Annotated in this window: 20 protein-coding genes; 19 read left to right on the top strand and 1 reads right to left on the bottom strand. The window is 61.6% G+C overall.

Features of this window, described 5'->3' with window-relative positions; all coding sequences use genetic code 11:
* The first annotated feature begins 31 nt into the window (after positions 1-31).
* The 3 genes from secD to AC3WLP_RS08430 all read left to right on the top strand — a co-directional run bounded on the left by secD (position 32) and on the right by AC3WLP_RS08430 (position 3,477).
* Positions 32-1,894: a protein translocase subunit SecD gene (gene secD, locus AC3WLP_RS08440; protein WP_012051243.1), complete on the top strand. Its 1,863-nt coding sequence runs from the start codon at positions 32-34 to the stop codon at positions 1,892-1,894.
* Between the two features lie 10 nt (positions 1,895-1,904).
* Complete coding sequence (gene secF, locus AC3WLP_RS08435) at positions 1,905-2,813, top strand: protein translocase subunit SecF (RefSeq protein WP_012051244.1); 909 nt, start codon at positions 1,905-1,907, stop codon at positions 2,811-2,813.
* A 121-nt stretch (positions 2,814-2,934) separates the two neighbouring features.
* Entirely contained in the window at positions 2,935-3,477 is a 543-nt protein-coding gene (locus tag AC3WLP_RS08430; RefSeq protein ID WP_003248550.1) for a glycine zipper 2TM domain-containing protein, read from the top strand.
* Between the two features lie 169 nt (positions 3,478-3,646).
* On the opposite strand, the gene suhB is transcribed toward AC3WLP_RS08430, so the two are convergent.
* Entirely contained in the window at positions 3,647-4,465 is an 819-nt protein-coding gene (gene suhB / locus AC3WLP_RS08425; protein WP_003248548.1) for a type III secretion system regulator SuhB, read from the bottom strand.
* A gap of 151 nt (positions 4,466-4,616) precedes the next feature.
* Between suhB and trmJ the strand changes: the two genes are divergently transcribed.
* The 16 genes from trmJ to hisS all read left to right on the top strand — a co-directional run bounded on the left by trmJ (position 4,617) and on the right by hisS (position 17,774).
* The gene (gene trmJ / locus AC3WLP_RS08420) at positions 4,617-5,372 is read left to right on the top strand and encodes a tRNA (cytosine(32)/uridine(32)-2'-O)-methyltransferase TrmJ (RefSeq protein ID WP_029611811.1); all 756 of its coding nucleotides are present in this window, start codon (positions 4,617-4,619) and stop codon (positions 5,370-5,372) included.
* A gap of 3 nt (positions 5,373-5,375) precedes the next feature.
* Positions 5,376-6,161: a serine O-acetyltransferase gene (cysE, locus tag AC3WLP_RS08415; RefSeq protein WP_003248544.1), complete on the top strand. Its 786-nt coding sequence runs from the start codon at positions 5,376-5,378 to the stop codon at positions 6,159-6,161.
* Between the two features lie 179 nt (positions 6,162-6,340).
* A complete protein-coding gene (gene iscR / locus AC3WLP_RS08410) occupies positions 6,341-6,832 on the top strand; it encodes a Fe-S cluster assembly transcriptional regulator IscR (protein WP_003248542.1) in 492 nt (163 codons plus the stop codon).
* A gap of 45 nt (positions 6,833-6,877) precedes the next feature.
* Entirely contained in the window at positions 6,878-8,092 is a 1,215-nt protein-coding gene (locus AC3WLP_RS08405) for an IscS subfamily cysteine desulfurase (protein WP_003248541.1), read from the top strand.
* 46 nt (positions 8,093-8,138) lie between these two features.
* Complete coding sequence (gene iscU, locus AC3WLP_RS08400; protein ID WP_003248539.1) at positions 8,139-8,525, top strand: Fe-S cluster assembly scaffold IscU; 387 nt, start codon at positions 8,139-8,141, stop codon at positions 8,523-8,525.
* A 28-nt stretch (positions 8,526-8,553) separates the two neighbouring features.
* On the top strand, positions 8,554-8,877 hold the full coding sequence (gene iscA / locus AC3WLP_RS08395) for an iron-sulfur cluster assembly protein IscA (protein ID WP_003248536.1): 324 nt from the start codon (positions 8,554-8,556) through the stop codon (positions 8,875-8,877).
* A gap of 8 nt (positions 8,878-8,885) precedes the next feature.
* A complete protein-coding gene (gene hscB / locus AC3WLP_RS08390) occupies positions 8,886-9,407 on the top strand; it encodes a co-chaperone HscB (RefSeq protein WP_012051248.1) in 522 nt (173 codons plus the stop codon).
* 43 nt (positions 9,408-9,450) lie between these two features.
* Positions 9,451-11,313: a Fe-S protein assembly chaperone HscA gene (gene hscA, locus AC3WLP_RS08385; RefSeq protein WP_012051249.1), complete on the top strand. Its 1,863-nt coding sequence runs from the start codon at positions 9,451-9,453 to the stop codon at positions 11,311-11,313.
* 3 nt (positions 11,314-11,316) lie between these two features.
* On the top strand, positions 11,317-11,658 hold the full coding sequence (gene fdx, locus AC3WLP_RS08380; protein WP_012051250.1) for an ISC system 2Fe-2S type ferredoxin: 342 nt from the start codon (positions 11,317-11,319) through the stop codon (positions 11,656-11,658).
* A 10-nt stretch (positions 11,659-11,668) separates the two neighbouring features.
* A complete protein-coding gene (iscX, locus tag AC3WLP_RS08375; protein WP_003248529.1) occupies positions 11,669-11,869 on the top strand; it encodes a Fe-S cluster assembly protein IscX in 201 nt (66 codons plus the stop codon).
* Positions 11,870-11,957: 88 nt separating this feature from the next.
* Complete coding sequence (gene ndk, locus AC3WLP_RS08370) at positions 11,958-12,383, top strand: nucleoside-diphosphate kinase (protein ID WP_003248526.1); 426 nt, start codon at positions 11,958-11,960, stop codon at positions 12,381-12,383.
* A gap of 28 nt (positions 12,384-12,411) precedes the next feature.
* Positions 12,412-13,557: a dual-specificity RNA methyltransferase RlmN gene (rlmN, locus tag AC3WLP_RS08365; RefSeq protein ID WP_010952067.1), complete on the top strand. Its 1,146-nt coding sequence runs from the start codon at positions 12,412-12,414 to the stop codon at positions 13,555-13,557.
* 14 nt (positions 13,558-13,571) lie between these two features.
* Positions 13,572-14,333 (top strand): type IV pilus biogenesis/stability protein PilW, encoded by a 762-nt coding sequence (gene pilW / locus AC3WLP_RS08360; protein ID WP_012051251.1) that lies wholly within the window; start codon positions 13,572-13,574, stop codon positions 14,331-14,333.
* On the top strand, positions 14,330-15,346 hold the full coding sequence (locus tag AC3WLP_RS08355; protein ID WP_088512990.1) for a RodZ domain-containing protein: 1,017 nt from the start codon (positions 14,330-14,332) through the stop codon (positions 15,344-15,346). The genes pilW and AC3WLP_RS08355 overlap by 4 nt, the downstream gene beginning before the upstream one ends.
* 3 nt (positions 15,347-15,349) lie before the next feature.
* A complete protein-coding gene (gene ispG / locus AC3WLP_RS08350; protein WP_003248517.1) occupies positions 15,350-16,459 on the top strand; it encodes a flavodoxin-dependent (E)-4-hydroxy-3-methylbut-2-enyl-diphosphate synthase in 1,110 nt (369 codons plus the stop codon).
* A gap of 25 nt (positions 16,460-16,484) precedes the next feature.
* The gene (gene hisS / locus AC3WLP_RS08345; protein ID WP_003248516.1) at positions 16,485-17,774 is read left to right on the top strand and encodes a histidine--tRNA ligase; all 1,290 of its coding nucleotides are present in this window, start codon (positions 16,485-16,487) and stop codon (positions 17,772-17,774) included.
* Positions 17,775-17,801 lie beyond the last annotated feature (27 nt).

Genomic DNA, 17,801 nt, shown 5'->3' with positions numbered 1-17,801 from the left:
AACGCGCCCCGCGTCTTGAACGGGCGGCGTGATGCTGAACAAATATCCTCTGTGGAAATATGCACTGATCGTGCTGGTACTGGTGGTCGGTTTCATTTATTCCGCTCCCAACCTCTACCCGGATGACCCGGCGGTACAGATCAGCGGTGCCAGCTCGGCGCTGCAGGTGAATCAGGCCGACCTTGATCGCGTCAGCAAGGCGCTGGTCGATGCCAAGATCGCTGTCAAGGGCGCAAGCCTGGGTGAAAAGGGCAGCGGGCTGATCCGCCTGACCAATCAGGAAGACCAGCTGCCAGCCAAGGATGTAGTGCGCAAGGCACTGGGCGATGATTACGTCGTGGCCCTGAACCTGGCCCAGACTACCCCGCAATGGCTGCGCAACCTGGGCGCAAGCCCGATGAAACTGGGCCTGGACCTGTCTGGTGGTGTGCACTTCCTGCTGGAAGTGGACATGGACAAGGCCATGACTGCCCGCATGAAAGTCTACGAAGGCGAGGTCAAGACCTTGCTGCGCAAAGAGCGCGTCCGCTACCGCAGCCTGCCTCAGCAGGATGGCGGCATCATGCTGGGCTTCGCTGACGATGCCACTCGCGAACAGGCACGTGCCCTGATCCGCAAGAATTTCAATGATTTCGACCTGACCACCACCGACCGCAACGAGCTTGCGGTGCTGCGTCTGGCGCTGACCCAGGCGAAAGTCGCCGAGATCCGCGAATACTCGATCAAGCAGAACCTCACCACCGTGCGCAACCGCGTGAACGAGCTGGGTGTGGCAGAGCCTCTGGTACAGCGCCAGGGCGCCAACCGTATCGTGGTCGAGCTGCCAGGCGTGCAGGACACCGCCGAAGCCAAGCGTATCCTTGGTAAAACGGCCAACCTGGAGTTCCGCTTCGGTGCCGAACCGGGTGCATCCAAGGCCACTACCGAGGTGTTCGAGTTCCGTGAGGGCGGCCGCTCCGCCGCAGTCGAGCGGGGCCTGATCATCACGGGTGACCAGGTTACCGACGCACAGGCCAGCTTCGACGAGCATGGCCGCCCGCAGGTGAACATTCGCCTGGATGGCCACGGTGGCGAGCTGATGAGCCGTGCTACCCGTAGCAACGTCGGCCGTAGCATGGCGGTGATCTTCATCGAGCAGAAGCCGGTTACCCGCTACGTCAAGCAAACCGTCGGCGGCGTCGAGAAGGACGTTGCCGTACAAAGCTTCGTCGAAGAGAAAAAAATCATCAGCCTGGCGACCATCCAGTCGCCGCTTGGCAGCCAGTTCCGCATCACCGGTCTGAACGGCCAGGGCGAATCGTCCGAGCTGGCCCTGCTGCTGCGTGCCGGTGGTCTGGCTGCGCCGATGTACTTCGCTGAAGAACGTACCATTGGCCCAAGCCTGGGTGCTGACAACATCACCAAGGGTATCGATGCGTCGCTGTGGGGCATGCTGTTCGTCTCGCTGTTCATCATCGCCATCTACCGCGGCTTCGGCGTGATCGCCACCATCGCCCTGGCGGGCAACATGGTCCTGCTGCTGGCGTTGATGTCGCTGCTGGGCGCTACCCTGACGCTGCCGGGTATTGCCGGTATCGTGCTGACCATGGGTATGGCGGTGGACGCCAACGTGCTGATCTTCTCGCGTATCCGCGAGGAGCTGAAAGCCGGCATGTCGGTGCAGCGTGCCATCCACGAAGGCTTCAATCGTGCGTACACCGCGATCATCGACGCCAACCTGACCAGCCTGCTGGTCGGCGGTATCCTGTTCGCCATGGGTACCGGCCCGGTCAAAGGCTTTGCGGTTACCATGTCCCTCGGGATTTTCACCTCGATGTTCACCGCCGTCATGGTGACCCGCGCAATGGTCAACCTGACCTGCGGCGGGCGTGACATCAAGAAGCTGTGGGTTTGAGGGAGCTGCGATGAAAACCATCAACTTCATGGGCGTGCGCAATGTCGCGTTCGCCATTACCGTGCTCCTCACCGTGCTGGCGCTGTTCAGCTGGTGGCAGAAGGGCCTTAACTTCGGCCTGGACTTCACCGGTGGTACGCTGATCGAGCTGACTTACGAGCGCCCGGCCGACCTCAAGGCAGTGCGTGCCGAGTTGGTCGACTCCGGTTTCCACGAGGCGGTAGTGCAGAGCTTTGGCGCTACCACTGACTTGCTGGTGCGTATGCCAGGCGATGACCCGCAGCTGGGCAACAAGGTCGCTGCTGCGCTGCAAAAGGCCGGGGGTGACAACCCGGCCACGGTCAAGCGTGTCGAGTTCGTCGGCCCGCAGGTCGGTGAAGAGCTGCGCGACCAGGGTGGCATGGGCATGCTCTTGGCCCTGGGCGGTATCCTCATCTACCTGGCCTTCCGTTTTCAGTGGAAGTTCGCCGTGGGGGCGATCGTTTCGCTGATCCACGACGTGGTGGTGACCCTGGGTATCCTGTCGTTCTTCCAGATCACCTTCGATCTGACGGTGTTGGCAGCGGTGCTGGCGATCATCGGCTACTCGCTGAACGACACCATCGTCGTGTTCGACCGGGTACGTGAAAACTTCCGCGTCATGCGCAAGGCATCGCTGATCGAAAACATCAACGTTTCCACCACCCAGACCTTGCTGCGCACCATCGCCACTTCGGTTTCGACCTTGCTGGCCATTGCTGCGCTGCTGTTCTTCGGGGGTGACAACCTGTTCGGTTTCTCGCTCGCCCTGTTCATTGGTGTCATGGCCGGTACCTACTCGTCGATCTATATCGCCAACGTGGTGCTGATCTGGCTGAACCTGAACAGCGAAGACCTGATCCCGCCGACCAAGGCCGAGGGTGTGGATGATCGTCCGTAAGGGCTAGTCCATCACCGCCTGGCGGTGTAAAAGGCGCGAGTATTGAACTCGCGCCTTTTTTTTTGCTCCAAGGCTGGGAGAAGCGCGGGTTGATGCCCGCTGGTACGATCAGGAGGTCCACGTGAACAAATCAATGCTGGTGGGTGCGGTACTGGGTGCTGTCGGTGTGACTGCCGGAGGTGCTGTCGCGACCTACAGCTTGGTCAACAAGGGGCCTGAGTATGCCCAGGTCACCGACGTGCAGCCGATCAAGCAACAGGTGAAAACCCCGCGCGAAGTGTGCAAGGACGTTACCGTTACGCGCCAGGCGCCGGTCAAGGACCAGCATCAGATCGCCGGCACCGTCGTGGGTGCGCTGGCCGGTGGCTTGCTGGGTAACCAGATCGGTGGTGGCACCGGCAAGAAGATTGCCACGGTGGCCGGTGCGGTCGGTGGTGGTTATGCCGGTAACAAGGTGCAGGAAGGCATGCAGGAGCGTGATACCTACACAACCACGCAAACTCGCTGCAACACGGTCAACGACATCAGCGAGAAGGTGGTGGGCTACAACGTGACCTATTCCATCGGTGATCAGGTAGGCAAGGTGAAGATGGATCGCGAGCCGGGATCGACCATTCCGCTGGACAAGAATGGCAAGTTGATCCTGAGCGAAGCGGGTCAGTAATTTGCGTGGCCTGTGTCGGCCTTTTCGCGGGTAAACCCGCTCCTACAGGGGCAATGCGATCCATGTAGGAGCGGGTTTATCCGCGAAGAGGCCGGCACAGGCCGCGCAAAACCACCAGGCACAAAAAAAGCACCTCAAGAGGTGCTTTTTGTTTGCCGCCAATCTGCGCTTAGCGCTTCATGCTTTCTGGCAGGTGCGGCTGGATGGCAGTCAGTACTGCCTTGAAGCACTTGATGTTGCCTGCAACGATGTGACCTTTGTCGAGGAAGTCGTGGCCACCGTTGAAGTCGCTCACCAAGCCACCGGCTTCCTGGATCAGCAGTACGCCAGCTGCCATGTCCCATTCGGACAGGCCCGACTCCCAGAAGGCGTCGAAGCGGCCAGCAGCCACGTAGGCCAGGTCCAGGCTGGCGGAGCCGGCGCGGCGGATGCCGGCGGTCTGGCCGGTCAAGGCGCGGAACATGCCCAGGTAGTTGTCCATGTCCGCCATCTGGCCATCACGGAACGGGAAGCCGGTGCCCAGCAGGGCGCCTTCCAGGCTCGTGCGCGAGCTGACGCGCAGGCGGCGGCCATTGAGCTGGGCGCCACGGCCACGGCTGGCGGTGAATTCTTCCTGGCGAACCGGGTCGACGATCACGGCGTGCTCAAGGCGGCCGCGGTATTTGCAGGCGATGCTGACGGCGAAGTGCGGGATGCCGCGCAGGAAGTTGGTGGTGCCGTCCAGTGGATCGATGATCCACAGGTAATCTTTGCCTTCTTCGCCGCTACCCGCGTGCAGGCCGGTTTCCTCGCCCTGGATGGAGTGGTTCGGGTAGGCCTTGCGCAGGGCGTTGACGATGCTCTGCTCGGCGGCGCGATCGACTTCGGAAACGTAGTCCTTGGCCTCTTTCTCATCGACCTTGATGCTATCCAGGCGTTCGATGGAGCGGAAAATCAGTTCACTGGCGCTGCGAGCGGCGCGCAGGGCGATATTCAGCATAGGCTGCATGGGCGGGTCACCTGGAGATGTTAAAGAAGAAAGCCGATCATTCTAGCAGAAAACTTTGGCGGCAGAAGTGTCACATTTGCTTTCATGGCGTTACGTCTGTCGGTTCTGTAAGATCGAAGGCCCTGATTCCTGCATCTGTGAGCACAACACCTTGCTGCAAAATATTCGTGTTGTTCTGGTCAATACCAGCCACCCCGGCAACATCGGCGGCGCTGCACGTGCCATGAAAAACATGGGCTTGTCGCGTCTGGTGCTGGTGCAGCCGAAAGAATTCCCCGCCGTGGATGCCAGTGCCCGTGCTTCGGGCGCCGACGATGTGCTGGACAATGCCCAGGTGGTCGACAGCCTCGAACAGGCGCTGGTCGGCTGCAACCTGGTGATGGGCACCAGCGCCCGCGAGCGCAGCATTCCCTGGCCGTTGATCGGCCCGCGTGAATGCGGTGCCAAGGCGGTGGAGCATGCCAAAGGCGGCGAGGAAATCGCCCTGGTGTTCGGGCGCGAGCACGCCGGCCTGACCAACGAAGAACTGCAGCGATGTCACTTCCACGTGCACATTCCCTCCAACCCCGACTTCAGCTCGCTGAACCTGGCGGCTGCCGTGCAGGTGCTCTCCTACGAGGTGCGCATGGCCTGGCTGGCTGCCGGTGAGGCACCGGGCAAAGTCGAGAAGGTTGACGCCGCTGAGCTGGCGACCATGGATGAAATGGAGCTGTTCTATGACCACCTGGAGAAAACCCTGGTGGGCATCGGCTTTCTCGACCCCGAAAAGCCCAAGCACCTGATGCCGCGCCTTCGCCGGCTGTATGGGCGGGTGGCGGTCGAGCGTTCGGAAATGAGCATTTTGCGCGGCATCCTCACCGAGACCCAGAAAGTGGTCCGGGGCGAGCCGCATAAACGGAAGGACTGACAGATGTTCGAACGTCTGCGTGAAGATATTCAAAGCGTATTCCACCGTGACCCGGCTGCACGCAATGCCTTCGAGGTGCTCACTTGCTACCCCGGCATGCATGCCATCTGGCTGCACCGCCTGGGCAATGCCCTGTGGAGGCGTGATTTCAAATGGCTGGCCCGGCTGGTGTCGAACTTCGGTCGCTGGCTGACCGGTATCGAAATCCACCCTGGCGCCACCATTGGCCGGCGCTTTTTCATCGACCACGGTATGGGCATCGTCATTGGCGAAACCGCCGAGATCGGTGATGACGTCACCCTGTACCAGGGGGTGACGCTCGGTGGCACCAGCTGGAACAAGGGCAAGCGCCACCCCACCTTGGAAAACGGCGTGGTGGTAGGGGCGGGTGCCAAGGTGTTGGGGCCTTTCACGGTCGGCGCCGGGGCCAAGATCGGTTCCAATGCGGTGGTCACCAAGGCGGTGCCGGCCGGGGCTACGGCAGTAGGCATTCCGGGGCGGATCATCGTCAAGAGCGAGGACACCGAAGTCGAAGCCAAGCGTAAGGCTATGGCCGAGAAGATCGGCTTTGACGCCTATGGTGTCAGTGGCGACATGCCCGACCCGGTGGCGCGGGCCATCGGCCAGATGCTCGATCATCTGCAGGCCGTCGACGAACGGTTGGAGGGTATGTGTGGCGCGCTGACCAAGATGGGCAGTGACTATTGCGCCAAGGAACTGCCGGCCTTGCCGGAGGACGACTTCACCGAGGTTACCCAGGTGGCCCAGCGCGACACTCAGCCGCATTGATCGCGCCGCACTGAAGTCATGGTGGCATGTGGGGCGTGTGCTCGCGCCCCTCGTCTGCTACAATCGCGCCCGCCTCCCTGATGCAAACCCGACTAAAGCAGTAGGTCTAATAGTTGACTTAAATGCTCGGGAATCGCATACTCGCACACATCCTGAAACTCCCGTGGTACCCAATAGCCATGCGACTGACTACCAAAGGCCGATACGCCGTGACCGCCATGCTCGACCTGGCGTTGCACGCGAAGCATGGGCCGGTGTCTTTGGCCGATATTTCCGAGCGCCAGGGCATTTCCCTCTCTTATCTGGAGCAGCTGTTCGCCAAGCTGCGTCGCAGCAGCCTGGTTTCCAGTGTGCGCGGTCCAGGCGGTGGCTACCAGCTGTCGCGGGGCATGGAAACCATCCAGGTGGCCCAGGTTATCGACGCGGTCAACGAATCGGTCGATGCCACCCGTTGCCAGGGGCTCGGGGACTGCCATGCCGGTGATACCTGCCTGACCCACCACCTGTGGTGCGACCTCAGCCAGCAGATCCATGAATTCCTCAGCGGCATAAGCCTGGCCGACCTCGTCAAGCGCCGTGATGTGCAGGAAGTCGCCCAGCGCCAGGACCTGCGCCGTGTCGCAGGACGAACCGCCCAGCTGGACAAGATTGAGACGTCTGCCGTCGATTGATCCCCAGGGACGACGAGCGACGCCACCGCCTGATAGGAGAGACAAATGAAGTTGCCGATCTACCTTGATTACTCTGCGACCACTCCGGTCGACCCACGCGTGGCCCAGAAGATGGCCGACTGCCTGCTGGTCGACGGGAACTTCGGTAACCCGGCCTCGCGCTCCCACGTCTTTGGCTGGAAAGCCGAGGAAGCGGTGGAGAACGGTCGCCGCCAGGTTGCCGAGCTGATCAACGCCGATCCGCGCGAAATCGTCTGGACCAGCGGTGCCACCGAGTCCGACAACCTCGCGCTCAAAGGTGTCGCGCACTTCTATCAGACCAAGGGCAAGCACATCATTACCTCCAAGATCGAGCACAAGGCGGTCCTGGATACCGCTCGCCAGCTGGAGCGCGAAGGTTTTGAAGTCACTTACCTGGAGCCAGGCGAAGACGGCATCGTCACCCCGGCCATGGTAGAAGCGGTGCTGCGCGACGACACCATCCTGGTCTCGCTGATGCATGTGAACAACGAAGTCGGCTCGATCAACGACATTGCTGCCATCGGTGAACTGACCCGTTCGCGCGGCGTATTGTTCCATGTCGACGCTGCCCAGTCGGCCGGCAAGGTCGAAATCGACCTGCAAAAGCTGAAAGTCGACCTGATGTCGTTCTCGGCGCACAAGGTCTATGGCCCGAAAGGCATCGGCGCACTGTACGTCAGCCGCAAGCCGCGTGTACGTCTTGAGGCCATCATTCACGGCGGCGGTCATGAGCGCGGCATGCGTTCGGGCACCCTGCCGACCCACCAGATCGTCGGCATGGGCGAAGCCTTCGCCATTGCCAAACAGGAAATGGTTGCAGAAAACGCACGCATCAAGGCCCTGAGCGACCGCTTCTTCAAGCAGGTCTCAAACCTTGAAGAGCTGTACGTCAATGGCAGCCAGACTGCGCGTGTACCGCACAACCTGAACCTGAGCTTCAACTACGTCGAAGGCGAATCGCTGCTGATGTCGCTGAAAGACATCGCCGTATCGTCCGGTTCGGCCTGTACCTCCGCGTCGCTCGAGCCGTCCTACGTACTGCGTGCTCTGGGCCGCAACGACGAGCTGGCGCACAGCTCGATCCGCTTCTCCTTCGGCCGTTTCACCACCGAAGAAGAAGTCGACTACGCCGCGCAGAAAGTCTGCGAGGCCGTCAACAAACTGCGTGAGCTGTCGCCGCTGTGGGATATGTACAAAGACGGCGTTGACATCTCCAAGATCGAGTGGGCCGCCCACTAAGCAGTCGCCGGCAAGAGCGGCTCCCTGATGAGGAAGGAATTGCACCATGGCATACAGTGAAAAGGTCATCGACCACTACGAAAACCCGCGCAACGTCGGCAAGATGAATGCCGAAGACCCGGATGTCGGCACCGGCATGGTCGGCGCCCCGGCCTGCGGTGACGTGATGCGCCTGCAGATCAAGGTCAACGAGCAGGGCGTTATCGAAGACGCCAAGTTCAAGACCTACGGCTGCGGTTCGGCCATCGCGTCCAGTTCCCTCGCCACCGAGTGGATGAAGGGAAAGACCCTGGACGAGGCCGAAACCATCAAGAATACCCAGCTGGCCGAAGAGCTGGCGTTGCCGCCGGTCAAGATTCACTGCTCGGTACTCGCCGAAGATGCCATCAAGGCAGCCGTACGCGACTACAAGCAGAAGAAAGGCTTGATCTAAGTCGCCTGTTGCAAGGTAAGGAGTTCTGATGGCTATCAGCATGACAGAAGCCGCCGCCAACCACATTCGCCGCTCCCTCGACGGGCGCGGCAAAGGTGAGGGCATTCGCCTGGGCGTGCGCACCACCGGTTGCTCGGGTCTGGCCTACGTGCTGGAATTCGTCGACGAACTGGCGGACGAAGACCAGGTGTTCGAAAACCATGGCGTCAAGGTGATCATCGATCCCAAGAGCCTGGTCTACCTCGACGGCACCGAACTGGATTTCGTCAAGGAAGGGTTGAACGAAGGCTTCAAGTTCAACAACCCCAACGTGCGCGGTGAGTGTGGCTGCGGCGAAAGCTTCAACGTTTGAGGCTGGCTGTGGGTACTCCTTGTCATTACGCATTGTTTGACCTCCAGCCAAGCTTCCGTCTGGATCTCGACAAGCTGGCCACTCGCTATCGCGAGCTGGCCCGCGAAGTCCATCCCGACCGCTTTGCCGACGCCTCCGAGCGTGAGCAGCGAGTAGCGCTGGAAAAGTCCGCAGCACTCAACGACGCTTACCAGACGCTGCGCAGTGCGCCGCGTCGCGCGCGCTACCTGCTGGCCATCAGCGGCCACGAAGTGCCCCAGGAAGTCACGGTCCACGACCCTGACTTTCTGCTGCAGCAGATGCAGTGGCGTGAAGAGCTCGAAGAACTGCAGGATGAAGCCGACCTTGACGGTGTCGGCGTGTTCAAGAAGCGCCTGAAGGCCGCCCAGGACACGCTGAATGAGGACTTTGCCGGCTGCTGGGATGCCCCGGGCGAGCGCGACAAGGCTGAACGCCTGATGCGCCGCATGCAGTTCCTCGACAAGCTCGCCCAAGAAGTGCGCCAACTGGAAGAGCGCCTCGACGATTAACCCCGGTGCTGCCCGTGATGGCACCTAAGGTATTCAGATAAGCATGGCCCTACTGCAGATTGCCGAACCCGGTCAAAGCCCTCAGCCGCACCAGCGCCGCCTGGCGGTGGGGATCGACCTGGGCACCACCAACTCAATGGTCGCTGCACTGCGCAGCGGTCGTAGCGAGCCCCTGCCCGATGCGCAGGGTAACGTCATTCTGCCGTCCGCGGTGCGCTACCTCGAAGGGCGCAACGAAGTGGGGCAGGCCGCGCGTGATGCTGCCTCCAGTGACCCCCTGAACACCGTGCTGTCGGTCAAGCGCCTGATGGGGCGCGGCTTGGCCGACGTCAAGCAGCTGGGCGAGCAACTGCCATACCGCTTTGTGGGTGGTGAGTCGCACATGCCGTTCATCGACACCGTGCAGGGGCCGAAAAGCCCGGTGGAAGTGTCTGCCGACATCCTGAAGGTGTTGCGCGAACGTGCCGAAGCTACCTTGGGTGGCGAGCTGGTAGGCGCGGTGATCACCGTGCCGGCCTATTTCGATGACGCCCAGCGTCAGGCTACCAAAGATGCTGCGCGTCTGGCCGGCCTGAGCGTGCTGCGCCTGCTCAACGAGCCGACTGCGGCCGCCGTAGCCTACGGCCTGGACCAGAACGCCGAAGGCGTGGTGGCCATCTATGATCTGGGCGGCGGTACTTTCGATATTTCCATCCTGCGCCTGACCGCTGGCGTATTTGAAGTGCTGGCCACCGGTGGTGATACCGCCCTTGGGGGGGATGACTTCGACCACACTATTGCCGGCTGGATCATCGAACAGGCGGGTTTGTCGTCTGACCTCGACCCGGCTACCCAGCGCGCGCTGCTGCAAACCGCTTGCGCCGCCAAGGAGGCCCTGACCGACGCTGACGTGGTCAACGTCAGCCACGGTGCCTGGCACGGTGAGCTGACCCGCAGCGCCTTCGAAGCCATGATCGAACCATTGGTTGCCCGCAGCCTGAAGGCTTGCCGCCGTGCGGTGCGCGACAGTGGTGTTGAGCTGGAAGAGGTCAGCGCCGTAGTCATGGTCGGTGGTTCTACCCGCGTGCCGCGTGTGCGTGAGGCCGTCGGTGCACTGTTCGGGCGCACCCCGCTGACCTCGATCGACCCAGACCAGGTGGTGGCCATCGGTGCCGCCATCCAGGCTGACACCTTGGCCGGCAACCGCCGCGAAGGTGGCGAGCTGCTGCTGCTCGATGTCATCCCGCTGTCGCTTGGTCTTGAGACCATGGGCGGGCTGATGGAGAAAGTGATCCCGCGTAACACCACCATTCCGGTGGCGCGTGCTCAGGAATTCACCACGTACAAAGACGGCCAGTCGGCCATGATGATCCACGTCCTGCAGGGCGAGCGCGAGCTGATCAGTGACTGCCGTTCGCTGGCCCGCTTCGAGTTGCGCGGCATTCCGGCCATGGTTGCCGGTGCTGCGAAAATCCGCGTCACCTTCCAGGTGGACGCCGATGGCCTGCTCAGCGTCGCTGCCCGCGAGCTGGGTTCGGGCGTTGAAGCCAGCATTCAGGTCAAGCCGTCCTACGGCCTGACCGACGGCGAAATCGCCCGCATGCTCAAGGACTCCTTCGAGCACGCCGGTTCCGACAAGCACGCCCGCCAGTTGCGTGAGCATCAGGTAGATGGCGAGCGGCTGCTCGAGGCGGTACAGGGCGCCCTGGACGCCGACGGCGAGCGCCTGCTCAGCAGTGACGAGCGCGACGCCATCGAATTCCAGATGCAAGAACTACGTGATTTGCTGGCCGGCACCGATGGCGCAGCCATCGAGCAACAGACCAAGCGTCTGTCGCAGGTGACCGATGCATTTGCCGCCCGTCGCCTTGATTCGACGGTCAAAGCCGCACTGGCCGGGCGCAACCTGAATGAGATCGAGGAGTAATCGATGCCGCTGGTGACATTCCTGCCGCATGAGAAGTTCTGCCCCGAGGGGCTGACCGTGGAGGTGGAGCCTGGGACCAACATCCTGGAGTTGGCCCACGACCACCACATCGAGATGGAAAGTGCCTGCGGCGGCGTCAAGGCCTGTACCACTTGCCACTGCATCGTGCGCAAGGGCTTCGATTCGCTCGAAGAGGCTGACGAGCTGGAAGAGGACATGCTGGACAAAGCCTGGGGCCTGGAAGCGCAATCGCGCCTTGGTTGCCAGGTTTTCGTCGCTGACGAAGACCTGACCATCGAGATCCCCAAGTATTCGCTCAACCATGCCGCCGAAGCACCGCACTGAGGGCCTGTACATGAGTCTGAAATGGGTTGATGTACTTGAGATCGCAATCCAGCTTGCAGAAAGCAAGCCTGAGGTCGATCCTCGTTATGTGAATTTCGTGGACCTGCACCGCTGGGTGCTGGCGTTGCCTGAGTTCAGCGACGATCCGTCACGCGGTGGTGAGAAAGTGCTCGAGGCAATCCAGGCCGCCTGGATCGACGAAGCCGACTAAGCGTCACTTGCAGGTTAGGCAATCCCCCGGAACCCGCGTATAATTCGCGGGTTTAATTTTTCGTAACACTCATATTCTGGAGTTTTCCATGGCTGTTCAACGTACTTTCTCCATCATCAAGCCTGACGCTGTTGCCAAAAACGTCATCGGCAAGATCACCACTCGCTTCGAAGAAGCCGGCCTGAAAATCGTTGCCTCGAAAATGAAGCAACTGTCCAAAGCCGAAGCCGAAGGCTTCTACGCTGAGCACAGCGAGCGCGGCTTCTTCGGTGACCTGGTTGCCTTCATGACTTCCGGTCCGGTCGTTGTCCAGGTTCTGGAAGGCGAGAACGCCATTGCCAAGAACCGTGAGCTGATGGGTGCTACCAACCCTAAAGAAGCTGCTGCCGGCACCATCCGCGCTGACTTCGCCGAGTCGATCGACGCCAACGCCGTTCACGGTTCGGACTCCGAAGCTGCTGCTGCTCGCGAAATCGCTTACTTCTTCGCTGCTACCGAGGTAACCACTCGCTAAGCGAAAGCTTACGGGTGAGGGTGAATCCATGACGACATCTACTGGCAAAATCAACCTGTTGGGTCTGACCCAGCCGGAAATGGAACAATTCTTCGACTCTATCGGGGAGAAGCGCTTCCGTGCCGGCCAGGTGATGAAATGGATTCACCATTTTGGCGTGTCCGACTTTGCGGCCATGACCAACGTAGGCAAGGTCTTGCGCGAAAAGCTCGAGGCCGTTGCCGAAATACGCCCACCGGAAGTGGTCAGTGAAGACATTTCCGCCGACGGCACCCGTAAATGGGTGATCCGCGTTGCCTCCGGCAGCTGCGTCGAGACCGTCTATATTCCAACCGACGACCGCGGCACCCTGTGCGTATCGTCGCAAGCCGGCTGTGCCCTGGACTGCAGCTTCTGCTCCACCGGCAAGCAAGGCTTCAACAGCAACCTCACTGCCGCCGAAGTGATCGGCCAGGTGTGGCTTGCCAACAAATCCTTCGGGACCGTTCCTGCCAAAGTCGACCGCGCGATTACCAACGTGGTCATGATGGGCATGGGCGAGCCCTTGCTGAACTTCGACAACGTCATTGCCGCCATGAAAATCATGATGGATGACCTTGGCTATGGCATTTCCAAGCGCCGTGTCACCTTGTCCACCTCGGGCGTGGTGCCGATGATCGACGAGCTGGCCAAGCACATCGACGTGTCGCTGGCCCTGTCGCTGCATGCGCCGAACGACGAACTGCGCAACAAGCTGGTACCGATCAACAAGAAGTACCCGCTGAAAGTGCTGCTGGAATCGTGCATGGGCTACATGTCCACCCTGGGTGGCAAGCGCGTGCTCACCGTCGAGTACACCCTGCTCAAGGACGTCAACGACCAGCCCGAGCATGCCGCGCAGATGATCGAACTGTTGCGCGATGTACCCTGCAAGATCAACCTGATCCCGTTCAACCCGTTCCCGCATTCGGGCTACGAGCGACCGAGCAACAACGCTATTCGTCGCTTCCAGGACCTGCTGCACCACGGTGGCTTCAACGTCACCACCCGTACCACGCGCGGCGACGACATCGACGCTGCCTGTGGCCAGCTGGTGGGCCAGGTCAATGACCGTACTCGCCGCAGTGAGCGCTACATCGCTGTTCGCCAGCTTTCTGCGGACGTCGAACTGCCAGACAGCGCCGCCAGCCACTGACAGGTACCTTGCCCATGAGCCTGCGCGCCGCGCTGTCGATCCTTGCGCTTTCGCTGCTGGCCGGCTGCGTGTCGGGCGGCGCGAGCGACCCCTTGGCCAGCCGCCAGGGCAGGGTGGAGGCGGGGCGGGCTTATGTGCAGCTTGGCTTGGGTTATTTGCAACAAGGTTTGACCGAACAGGCCAAGGCGCCGCTGGGAAAGGCTCTGGCGCTGAATGACCAGGATGTCGATGCGCACGCCGCCCTGGCAGTAGTGTTTCAAGCCGAAGGCGAGCCGGCGCTGGCCGAAGCACACTTTCGCAAGGCCTTGCTGATAAGCCGCGGTGACACGCGAATTCGCAACAATTACGGCAGTTTCCTTTATGCTCAGGGGCGATTTGCCGAAGCCAAGCAGATGTTTCGCCAGGCCAGTGCCGATACCCTGTATCCTGAGCGCTCACGCGTGTACGAAAATCTGGGCCTGACCGCCCTGAAGCTCGAACGCCGCGATCAGGCGCACGCGTATTTGTTGAAAGCGTTACAACTCAACCCGCGGCAACCAAAAGCGTTGCTGGAAATGGCTGAGTTGTCCTACGAAAACAGGCATTATGTGCCGGCCCGGGACTACTACGATCGTTTCAGCCAGTTGAGCGACCACGACGCCCGTAGCCTGCTGCTGGGCAGCCGCCTTGCCAGGGTGTTCGACGAGCAGGGCGCACTGGCCGAATTGGGCCAGCAATTACAACGACTTTATCCCGGTACGCCGGAATACCAGCAATACCTGTCGGAGCAACGATGAACGCCGCGCACCCCGAAGTAGCAGTAGCGCCTGGCCAGAACCCCGGTGAGCTTTTGCGCCTGGCCCGTGAGAAACGGGACTGGTCTCAAGCCGAGGTGGCCCGCAAGCTCAACCTCACTGTCAGTTCGTTGAACCACGTGGAAACCGGCGCCTTCGACAAGCTGCCCGGGCATACTTTCGCTCGTGGCTACATTCGTGCCTACGCCAAGCTGATGGACCTCGACCAGGCCGCCCTGGTAGACGCCTTCGACCGTTACACCGGTACCCACGCCAAAGGCAGCGACGTGCATTCGCTGGGCCGTATCGAAGAGCCTGTGCGTCTGTCGCACAACATCCTGCGCGGCGTCAGCCTGCTGTTGCTGGTGGCTGTGGTCGGTGGTGGCTTTTTCTGGTGGCAGGACCAGGGCAGCCTGCGGGGCAAGGACCTGGCCAAGATTGCCCTGGAGCATGTCGAGGTCGAAAGCGCCGACGGCACCACACAGATTCACCCGCTCGATGAGCCTGAAGACCAGGCCGTTTCCGCTGGCCAGCAAGCTGAAAGCTCGCCGCTGGCGCTGGAACAGGGCGCTGCCGAGCAGCCTGCTGCCGCTGAGCAGGCGCCGGTAAGCTCTGAGGCAACCATTGCCGCAGCGCCTGCTCCAGCACAGCAAGCCCCGGTGCAACCCGCACCTGCGGCTTCGCCTGCACCGGTTACGCCTCCGGTACAGGCCACTGCTGCACCTGCACCTGCACCGGCCGTGGCGGCCACCGAGCCTGCCGCAGTGCCAGCTGGCAGCGCCAAGGTCGCCATCCAGTTCACCGCCGATTGCTGGACCCAGGTCAGCGACGGCAACGGCAAGGTGCTGTTCAGCGCCATCAAGCGCAAGGGGGACAACCTCGAGCTGACCGGCAAGCCGCCATTCGCGGTACGCCTGGGCTTTGCCCGGGGCGCCCAGGTCAGCTACAACGGCCAGGCCGTCGATGTTGCCCCGTTCACCAGTGGCGAGACTGCTCGCCTGAAGTTGGGACAGTAAGTCATGCACGGCGAATCTCCGATCAAACGTCGCGAATCCCGCAAAATCTGGGTTGGCAATGTGCCGGTGGGTGGTGATGCGCCCATCGCGGTGCAGAGCATGACCAACACCGACACCAACGATGTCGCTGCCACCGTGGCGCAAATCCAGCGTCTGGTCGACGCCGGCGTGGACATCGTGCGTGTCTCGGTGCCGGACATGGACGCCGCCGAAGCGTTTGGCAAGATCAAGCAACGGGTCAGCGTGCCGCTGGTCGCCGACATCCATTTCGACTACAAGATCGCCCTGCGCGTTGCCGAGCTGGGCGTTGATTGCCTGCGGATCAACCCGGGCAACATCGGCCGTGAAGACCGTGTGCGCGCTGTGGTCGATGCCGCCCGCGACCGGGGCATTCCGATTCGTATCGGGGTCAACGCCGGTTCGCTGGAAAAAGACCTGCAGAAGAAGTATGGCGAACCGACCCCGGCCGCACTGGTCGAGTCGGCCCTGCGCCACGTCGAGCATCTCGACCGCCTGGATTTCCAGGACTTCAAGGTCAGCGTCAAGGCCTCGGACGTGTTCATGGCTGTCGAAGCCTACCGTCTGCTGGCCAAGCAGATCGTACAACCGCTGCACCTGGGCATCACTGAAGCCGGTGGCCTGCGTTCGGGGACGGTGAAGTCCGCCGTCGGCCTCGGTATGCTGCTGGCCGAGGGTATTGGCGATACCATTCGCATCTCGCTGGCGGCCGACCCGGTCGAAGAAGTGAAAGTCGGCTACGACATCCTCAAGTCGCTGCATCTGCGTTCGCGTGGCATCAACTTCATTGCCTGCCCGAGCTGCTCGCGGCAGAACTTCGATGTGGTCAAGACCATGAACGAGCTGGAAGGGCGTCTGGAAGACCTGCTGGTGCCGCTGGATGTGGCGGTGATCGGTTGCGTGGTCAACGGCCCGGGTGAAGCCAAGGAGGCCCATGTCGGCTTGACCGGCGGCACGCCGAACCTGATCTACATCGACGGCAAGCCTGCGCAGAAACTGACCAATGACAACCTGGTCGATGAGCTGGAAAAGCTCATCCGCCAGAAAGCGGCCGAAAAGGCCGAAGCTGACGCGGCGCTGATCGTCCGTGGCTGACACACCGAATTCGTAAGGACTTTTCGTGAGCAAATCGCTGCAAGCCATCCGTGGCATGAACGACATCCTGCCAGAACAGTCGCCGCTGTGGCGCTACTTCGAAGGCACCGTGGCCGGGCTGCTGGACACCTACGGGTACAGCCAGATCCGCACGCCGATCGTCGAGTTCACCGAGCTGTTCAAACGCTCGATCGGTGAAGTGACCGACATCGTCGAAAAAGAGATGTACACCTTCGAGGACCGCAACGGTGACTCGCTGACCCTGCGCCCTGAAGGCACTGCGGCCTGCGTGCGAGCGGTGCTCGAGCACGGCATCACCGGCAACGGTCAGGTGCAGAAGCTGTGGTACATCGGCCAGATGTTCCGCCACGAGCGCCCACAGAAGGGCCGCTACCGTCAGTTCCACCAGATTGGCGTGGAAGTGTTCAACCTGGACGGCCCGGACATCGATGCCGAGCTGATCATGCTGACCTGGCGCCTGTGGGGCCTGCTGGGCATTCAGGACGCGGTCAAGCTGGAGCTCAACAGCCTGGGCACCAGTGAAGCCCGCGCACGCTACCGTGACGCGTTGGTCGAGTTCCTCTCGGCGCGCCTGGAGCAACTGGACGAAGACAGCCAGCGCCGCCTGAAGAGCAACCCGCTGCGCATCCTCGACAGCAAAGACCAGAACACCCAGGCGGTGTTGGTCGGGGCGCCGAAGCTGGAAGACTACCTGGACGAAGAGTCGCGTGTGCACTTCGAAGGCCTCAAGGCCCGCCTGGACGCAGCCGGTATTCCGTTCGTCATCAACACCAAGCTGGTACGTGGCCTGGACTATTACAGCAAGACCGTGTTCGAGTGGGTAACCGACAAGCTCGGCGCCCAAGGCACGGTGTGCGCGGGTGGCCGTTACGACGGCCTGGTCGAACAGATGGGTGGCAAGCCGACCACTGGCGTTGGTTTCGCCATGGGCATCGAGCGCCTGATCCTGCTGTTGGAAACCTTGGGCAAGGTGCCGGAGTCCATCAGCCGCCAGATCGACGTTTACCTGTGCGCGTTTGGCGAGCAGGCGGAGCTGGCAGGCCTGCGCCTGTCCGAAGGCTTGCGCGACCGCTTGCCGGGCCTGCGCCTGGCTGTCAACGCCGGGGGTGGCAGCTTCAAGAGCCAGTTCAAGAAGGCCGACAAGAGCGGTGCACTGTTCGCCCTGATCCTCGGCGACGACGAGCTGGCCAAGCAAGAGATCGGCTTGAAGCCCCTGCGTGGCCAGGGCGAACAACAGAACATTGCCTGGGATGCTCTTGCAGAGCACCTGGAAACCGCGATCGCGCAGGCGTAACGCGGTTCAACAAGCGAATAGGCGAAA

It is taken from the genome of Pseudomonas sp. FW305-E2, assembly GCF_058782925.1.
This window is presented reverse-complemented; position numbering and strand designations above follow the sequence as displayed.

What these genes read in the sequence shown, in the direction of transcription:
- pilW (WP_012051251.1), top strand. Translation starts at nt 13,572, where the DNA reads ATGAGCCTGCGCGCCGCGCTGTCGATCCTTGCGCTTTCGCTGCTGGCC.
- AC3WLP_RS08405 (WP_003248541.1), top strand. Translation starts at nt 6,878, where the DNA reads ATGAAGTTGCCGATCTACCTTGATTACTCTGCGACCACTCCGGTCGAC.
- rlmN (WP_010952067.1), top strand. Translation starts at nt 12,412, where the DNA reads ATGACGACATCTACTGGCAAAATCAACCTGTTGGGTCTGACCCAGCCG.
- ndk (WP_003248526.1), top strand. Translation starts at nt 11,958, where the DNA reads ATGGCTGTTCAACGTACTTTCTCCATCATCAAGCCTGACGCTGTTGCC.
- cysE (WP_003248544.1), top strand. Translation starts at nt 5,376, where the DNA reads ATGTTCGAACGTCTGCGTGAAGATATTCAAAGCGTATTCCACCGTGAC.
- iscA (WP_003248536.1), top strand. Translation starts at nt 8,554, where the DNA reads ATGGCTATCAGCATGACAGAAGCCGCCGCCAACCACATTCGCCGCTCC.
- secD (WP_012051243.1), top strand. Translation starts at nt 32, where the DNA reads ATGCTGAACAAATATCCTCTGTGGAAATATGCACTGATCGTGCTGGTA.
- ispG (WP_003248517.1), top strand. Translation starts at nt 15,350, where the DNA reads ATGCACGGCGAATCTCCGATCAAACGTCGCGAATCCCGCAAAATCTGG.
- fdx (WP_012051250.1), top strand. Translation starts at nt 11,317, where the DNA reads ATGCCGCTGGTGACATTCCTGCCGCATGAGAAGTTCTGCCCCGAGGGG.
- iscR (WP_003248542.1), top strand. Translation starts at nt 6,341, where the DNA reads ATGCGACTGACTACCAAAGGCCGATACGCCGTGACCGCCATGCTCGAC.
- iscU (WP_003248539.1), top strand. Translation starts at nt 8,139, where the DNA reads ATGGCATACAGTGAAAAGGTCATCGACCACTACGAAAACCCGCGCAAC.
- suhB (WP_003248548.1), bottom strand. Translation starts at nt 4,465, where the DNA reads ATGCAGCCTATGCTGAATATCGCCCTGCGCGCCGCTCGCAGCGCCAGT.
- hscA (WP_012051249.1), top strand. Translation starts at nt 9,451, where the DNA reads ATGGCCCTACTGCAGATTGCCGAACCCGGTCAAAGCCCTCAGCCGCAC.
- AC3WLP_RS08355 (WP_088512990.1), top strand. Translation starts at nt 14,330, where the DNA reads ATGAACGCCGCGCACCCCGAAGTAGCAGTAGCGCCTGGCCAGAACCCC.
- secF (WP_012051244.1), top strand. Translation starts at nt 1,905, where the DNA reads ATGAAAACCATCAACTTCATGGGCGTGCGCAATGTCGCGTTCGCCATT.
- iscX (WP_003248529.1), top strand. Translation starts at nt 11,669, where the DNA reads ATGAGTCTGAAATGGGTTGATGTACTTGAGATCGCAATCCAGCTTGCA.